5 protein-coding genes and 1 tRNA gene are annotated in these 6,000 nt (G+C 73.4%); 4 read left to right on the forward strand and 2 right to left on the reverse strand.

Annotated elements, in window-relative coordinates:
- The first annotated feature begins 76 nt into the window (after positions 1–76).
- From DT057_RS16885 to DT057_RS16895, 3 genes are all read left to right on the forward strand, one after another.
- Entirely contained in the window at positions 77–436 is a 360-nt protein-coding gene (locus DT057_RS16885; protein ID WP_128563273.1) for a hypothetical protein, read from the forward strand.
- 169 nt (positions 437–605) lie between these two features.
- On the forward strand, positions 606–1,898 hold the full coding sequence (locus DT057_RS16890) for an adenylosuccinate synthase (protein ID WP_128563274.1): 1,293 nt from the start codon (positions 606–608) through the stop codon (positions 1,896–1,898).
- 99 nt (positions 1,899–1,997) lie between these two features.
- Positions 1,998–3,509 (forward strand): histidine kinase, encoded by a 1,512-nt coding sequence (locus DT057_RS16895; protein ID WP_128563275.1) that lies wholly within the window; start codon positions 1,998–2,000, stop codon positions 3,507–3,509.
- Positions 3,510–3,606: 97 nt separating this feature from the next.
- Here DT057_RS16895 and rpoH read toward each other — a convergent pair whose 3' ends face one another.
- A complete protein-coding gene (gene rpoH, locus DT057_RS16900; protein ID WP_128563276.1) occupies positions 3,607–4,497 on the reverse strand; it encodes an RNA polymerase sigma factor RpoH in 891 nt (296 codons plus the stop codon).
- 171 nt (positions 4,498–4,668) lie between these two features.
- Positions 4,669–5,706 (reverse strand): RluA family pseudouridine synthase, encoded by a 1,038-nt coding sequence (locus DT057_RS16905; RefSeq protein ID WP_238313558.1) that lies wholly within the window; start codon positions 5,704–5,706, stop codon positions 4,669–4,671.
- Positions 5,707–5,802: 96 nt separating this feature from the next.
- Between DT057_RS16905 and DT057_RS16910 the strand changes: the two genes are divergently transcribed.
- Positions 5,803–5,878: transfer RNA gene (locus DT057_RS16910), tRNA-Glu, on the forward strand.
- The last annotated feature ends 122 nt before the right edge of the window (positions 5,879–6,000 follow it).

A 6,000-nucleotide genomic window follows, 5' to 3' on the forward strand; every position in this document is an offset into this window, starting at 1 on the left:
CGGCCGCCCCCAAGCGCGGCCGGAACCGGACCGGGCCCGGGCCGGTTTCCCCAGGGAACCCTCCTGGGAGACAACGATGTCCAAGCTGATGCGCGGCGGAATGCTGGCGCTGGCGGGGCTCCTCAGCACCGCCGCCCTCGCCCAATCGCCCGACGTGCCCCTCAAGGGGCGCGACCGCGACCCGAACCTGCCGCCCCTGAACCAGACCATCCCCGAGAAGGTCCGGCCGGGCGACGCGACCTCGAATGCCGACCGCTCCGACACGACGGGCTCGACCCTGAGCGACCGCCTCCAGAAGTCGGACGGCGTGATCGCGCCGCCCGCGACGGGCGCCCCCGACATGGCTGTGCGCCCGCCCGAGCCGAGCCCGAACACGACGCCGGTGATCAGGCCCGGCCAGCTTCCGGGCCAGGCGCCCGGGACCGAGGCCAAGTAGCGCCCCGCGGGCACCCCGGGGCGGCCCGGGCGGCGCCCGGGGCCTTGCTTGCTTTCCCGCCCCGGATCGCCCAAGACCGCACCCGCGGCATCGCCGTCACGCAGCAGAACCCCGCGCCCGCGCGCCGGGGCTTTTCGTGCGCGATGGAACCAGTGACAGGTTGGACCGAATGACGAACGTCGTCATCGTGGGCGCCCAGTGGGGCGACGAGGGCAAGGGCAAGATCGTCGACTGGCTCTCCGAGCAGGCCGACGTCGTGGTCCGGTTCCAGGGCGGGCACAATGCCGGCCACACCCTCGTGATCGACGGCACCACCTACAAGCTGTCCCTGCTGCCCTCCGGGGTGGTGCGGGGCGGCACCCTGTCGGTGATCGGGAACGGCGTCGTGGTCGATCCCTGGCACCTCGTCGACGAGATCGCCCGCCTCGGCCAGCAGGGCGTGGCGATCACGCCGGAGAACCTGCGGGTCGCCGACAACGCCACCCTGATCCTGCCCCTGCACCGGGAGCTCGACCACTTCCGCGAGACCTCGAACGCGGTCCTGAAGATCGGCACCACCAAGCGGGGCATCGGGCCGGCCTACGAGGACAAGGTCGGCCGCCGGGCGATCCGGGTCGTGGACCTCGCCGACGCCGACATGCTGGCCGCCAAGATCGCGCGGCTCCTCGCCCACCACAATGCGCTCCGCCGCGGGCTCGGGATCGAGGAGATCGACGCCGACGCCCTGAAGGCCGAGCTCCTGGCCATCGCCCCCAAGATCCTGCCCTTCGCCGACACGGTCTGGTCGCTCCTCGACGAGGCCCGCCGCGCCGGCAAGCGCATCCTGTTCGAGGGCGCCCAGGGCGCGCTCCTCGACGTCGACCACGGCACCTACCCGTACGTGACCTCGTCCAACATCGTGGCGGCCCAGGCGGCGACGGGCTCGGGCCTCGGCCCCTCGGCGATCGGCTACGTCCTGGGCATCGTCAAGGCCTACACCACGCGGGTCGGCGAGGGCCCGTTCCCGACCGAGCTGACCGACGCCGTCGGCGAGCGGATCGGCGAGCGCGGCCGCGAGTTCGGCGTCGTCACCGGGCGCAAGCGCCGCTGCGGCTGGTTCGACGCCGCCCTGGTGCGCCAGACCGTGCGGACCTCCGGCATCGACGGCATCGCGCTGACGAAGCTCGACATCCTCGACGGGTTCGCGTCGATCAGGATCTGCACCGGCTACCGCCTCGACGGCCGCGAGATCGACCACCTGCCGGCGAGCCAGGCTGCCCAGGCCCGGGTGGAGCCGGTCTACGAGACCATCGAGGGCTGGAGCGAGACCACGGCGGGCGGCCGCTCCTGGGCGGAGCTGCCGGCCCAGGCGATCAAGTACGTGCGCCGGATCGAGGAGCTGATCGGTGCCCCGGTGGCGCTGCTCTCGACCTCGCCGGAGCGCGACGATACGATCCTGGTGCATAACCCTTTCGAGGATTGAGGCCCGTCCCCGAACCCGGTCGCAAGTCGGGCGCCGCGGGATTAACTGGTCGGCGAAGCTTGACGCGCGACGCTGGGCGCGACATGGCAGGCGCGGATCATGGCCGATTACTATCCCCTGCTCGCCCGCGCGCTCGACGCGCTGCCCGACCCGTCGCCCGAGATGCGGCACACGGTCTACGAGCGCGCCCGCGCGGCGCTGATCGGACAGCTCCGCTCCCTCGACCCGCCCCTGTCCGAGGCCGACATCGAGGCGGAGCGCGTCTCGCTCGACGACGCGATCGGCCGCCTCGAGGCCGAGCACGGGGGCGTGCTCCCGGCCCCGGCCGGGGCCGAGCCGACCGGGGCCGAGCCGACCGGGGCCGAGCCGGCCGGGGCGGCCGTCATGGAACCGGCCCGGTTCGAGCCCTCGCCCTCCGAGCCGGTCCGGGTCGAGGCGGAAGCCCTCGCGCCCGCCCGCCGCGGCGACGCGCCGGAGGCGGCGTACGCCGAGCCCGACAGTGCCGAGCCCGTCCATGCCGAACCCGCCCTGGGCGGACCCGCCCTGGGCGGACTCGCCCACAGGGCGGCGGCGTTCGCGGAGTTGCCGGAGCGGTCGTTCCGGCCGCCCGAGCCGCCCCCCGGCCCCGAGCCCCTGCCCGAGGCGCATCCGGCGGACGGGCTGCCCGAGCCCGGGCCGCCGGTCGAGCTCAAGGTCCCGGTCGCCCCGCGCCCCAAGGCGATGCCCGAGCCCGGCGAGGCCGAGGGAGAGCCGGCCGAGGACGGCGTCGCGGCGCCCCGGCGCCCGCGCATCGACGTGGTGAAGCCGAAGCGCGACCGCTCCCGCCTCCTGCGCAACGGCATCGTGGCGGCGGTGCTGGCCGCGGTCGTCGGGGCGATCGCGGTCGCGGCCTGGTCCCTGCGCGACAACCCGGCCGCCCTGCCGGGCAGCCTCGCCGAGACCGGCCCGAACCGGCCCGCCGAGAGCCAGGATTCGAAGTTCGCCGACCGGGTCGGCGGCGAGCGCGCGCCGCCCGCGCCGGCGTCCTCCACCCCGGCCGCGTCGGGGCGCGGCGCGCCGACCCCCGATATCGCGGTCGCCCAGCGCGCCACGCTCTACGAGGAGGGCGGCGGGCCGAACAACGCCCCGAAGGCGACGCAGGGGCGGGTGGTGTGGCGGCTCGACGCCGTCAATGCCGGGCAGGGCCAGCCGCTCCAGACCGTGGTGCGGGCCGCCGTGGAGGCGCCGGAGGCCGGGCTGACCCTCAACCTGGTCCTGCGGCGCAACACCGACGCCACGCTGCCGGCCTCGCACATCGTGGAGCTCGCCTTCGTCACCACGGACCCCAACCGGACGGTGCGGGACGTCGGCCTGATCCAGTTCAAGGACGACGAATCGAGCCGCGGCTCGCCCGTCTCCGGCCTGCCCGTTCCGGTGCGCGACAACCTCTTCCTGATCGGGCTCTCGAACCTGAAGTCCGACATCGACCGCAACACCGACCTGATCCTGAAGCGCAACTGGATCGACCTGCCGATCCGCTACGCCGCGGGAGGCCGCGCGATCCTCACGTTCGAGAAGGGCAGCGCCGGCGAGAAGGTGCTGCGCGAGGCCTTCGAGCAGTGGCAGCCGTGAGGGCCAGCCGCGGCCGCCCTCAGGCCGGGGGATAGCTGTGAGGGCGGGGCCCGGCGCCTTCAGGTCGGGACAGCCGTGAGGGCGGTCGGAGACGCTCTCAGGCCGGGACCCCGGCCTTGGGCGCCTCGCGGGTGGCGAGGTTGCGCTTGACGGCGTCCTGAACCTTCTCGAAGGCGCGCACCTCGATCTGGCGCACCCGCTCGCGGGAGACGCCGAACTCGCTCGAGAGATCCTCGAGGGTGATGGGATCGTCGGCGAGCCGGCGCGCCTCGAAGATGCGGCGCTCGCGCGGGTTGAGCACGCCCAGGGCGTCCTTGAGGGCGGCGAGGCGGTTCTGCCCCTCCTGCTCGCGCGCCAGCACCGTCTCCTGGGTCGGGCTGTCGTCGACGAGCCAGTCCTGCCACTCGCCCTCGCCCTCCTCGCGCAAGGGCGCGTTGAGCGAGGCGTCGCCGCCGAGGCGGCGGTTCATCTCGATCACGTCCTGCTCGGGCACGCCGAGCCGCGTGGCGATCTGCTTGACCTGGTCGGGGCGCAGGTCGCCCTCGTCGAGGGCCGAGATCCGGCCCTTGGCCTTGCGCAGGTTGAAGAACAGCTTCTTCTGGTTCGCCGTCGTGCCCATCTTCACCAGGGACCACGACCGCAGGATGTATTCTTGAATTGCCGCCTTGATCCACCACATCGCGTAGGTGGCGAGGCGGAAGCCCTTGTCGGGGTCGAAGCGCTTCACGGCCTGCATCAGGCCGACGTTGCCCTCCGACACCACCTCGCCGATCGGCAGGCCGTAGCCGCGATAGCCCATGGCGATCTTGGCCACGAGCCGCAGGTGGGAGGTGACGAGCTTGTGGGCCGCATCCCGGTCGCCATGCTCGCGCCAGCTCTTGGCGAGCATGTACTCCTCCGTCGGCTCCAGCATCGGGAACCGGCGGATCTCGTCGAGATAGCGGGACAGACCCCCTTCGTTGGCGAGCACGGGAAGTGCAGCAGCCATTCCAACCTCCTAGAAGCTCCCCTGTCCGGGCGAGCGCGAATGGCCTCCCCGCGGGCCGGCCGTTCGATCCGCCACCTTAGCAGAGAACGGCACGGCCGGGTAGCGACGCATGTCGCCGGTAACGCGCGAACGGCGATTTGGTGCGTGCGTAACCGTTCGCCCCGGCCCGTGTCACTCGGCCACGAGCCGTCGTGTCGCGGGCGATCCGGCGGCCGGGGCGGGCCCGAGCGCCGCGATCAGCCGGGCGAGGTCGGGGGGCGGCGGGCTCTCGAAGCGCAGGGTCTCCCCCGTTCTCGGGTGGGCAAAGCCGAGCAGGCTTGCGTGCAGCGCCTGCCTGCCCAGCGCGTCGAGTGCCGCCCGCGCGGCCGCGTCGAGGCGGTGGGCCTTGGTCCGGAACGCGCCGCCGTAGACCGCGTCCCCGAGCAGGGGGTGGCCGCGATGGGCGAGGTGCACGCGGATCTGGTGCGTGCGCCCGGTCTCGAGCCGGCACCGCACCAGCCCGACCGGCTCCCCGCTCCCGAGCACCGCCTCCGTCCGGTAGTGGGTGATGGCGTGGCGGCCCCGGCCCTCGCGCACCACGGCGATCTTCTCGCGGTTGCGCTCCGAGCGCGCGAGCGCCGCCGCGATGGTCCCGGCCCGCGGCTCCGGCACGCCCCAGACCAGCGCCAGGTAGGCCCGCTCGAGGGGGCCGGAGCGCCCGTGATCGGCGAACTGCGCCGAGAGGCCCTGATGCGCGAGGTCCGTCTTGGCCACCACGAGGAGGCCGCTCGTGTCCTTGTCGAGGCGGTGGACGATGCCGGGCCGGGCCACGCCGCCGATGCCCGAGAGGCTTTCGCCGCAATGCGCCACGAGCGCGTTCACCAGGGTCCCGGTCTCGTTGCCGGGCCCGGGATGCACGACGAGCCCGGCCGGCTTGTCGACCACGACGAGGTCGTCGTCCTCGTGCACGATGGCGAGCGCGCGCGCCTCCCCCGCGGGCTCGGCCGGGCGCGGGGCCGGCACGGCGACCGCGACGCGCTGCCCGGGCGCGACCCTGACGCTGGGATCAGCCGCCGCCGCGTCGTCCAGGCGCACGCACCCCTCCCGGATGAGGGCCTGCAACCGGCTGCGCGACAGGTCCGGCCAGAGCCGCGCCAACGCCCGGTCGAGCCGGTCCGTCCCCTCGCCCGCCGGGATCACCGCCTCCCGCAGCCCACCCTCGCCCGCCACCCGCTTCACCTCTCCGGAAAATCCGCCGCGACCGCCGCGATTCAGGCTTGTGCCCATCCGGCCCCGTCGCTATACCCCCCGCCATCCGCCGGGCAAGCTCCCATCGTCTAGCGGTCTAGGACGTCGCCCTCTCACGGCGAAAACAGGGGTTCGAGTCCCCTTGGGAGCGCCAGCGATCTCAGTGACTTAGGTTGAGATCGCAGCCATCGTGTCCAACGGATGTCCCATATATAGGCATGGACAGGGGTGGATTTTACCCACCCCTAGCCCGTGTGGACAGTTACCTAAGCCATA

It is taken from the genome of Methylobacterium crusticola (assembly GCF_003574465.1).
Classification (GTDB): Bacteria; Pseudomonadota; Alphaproteobacteria; order Rhizobiales; family Beijerinckiaceae; genus Methylobacterium; species Methylobacterium crusticola.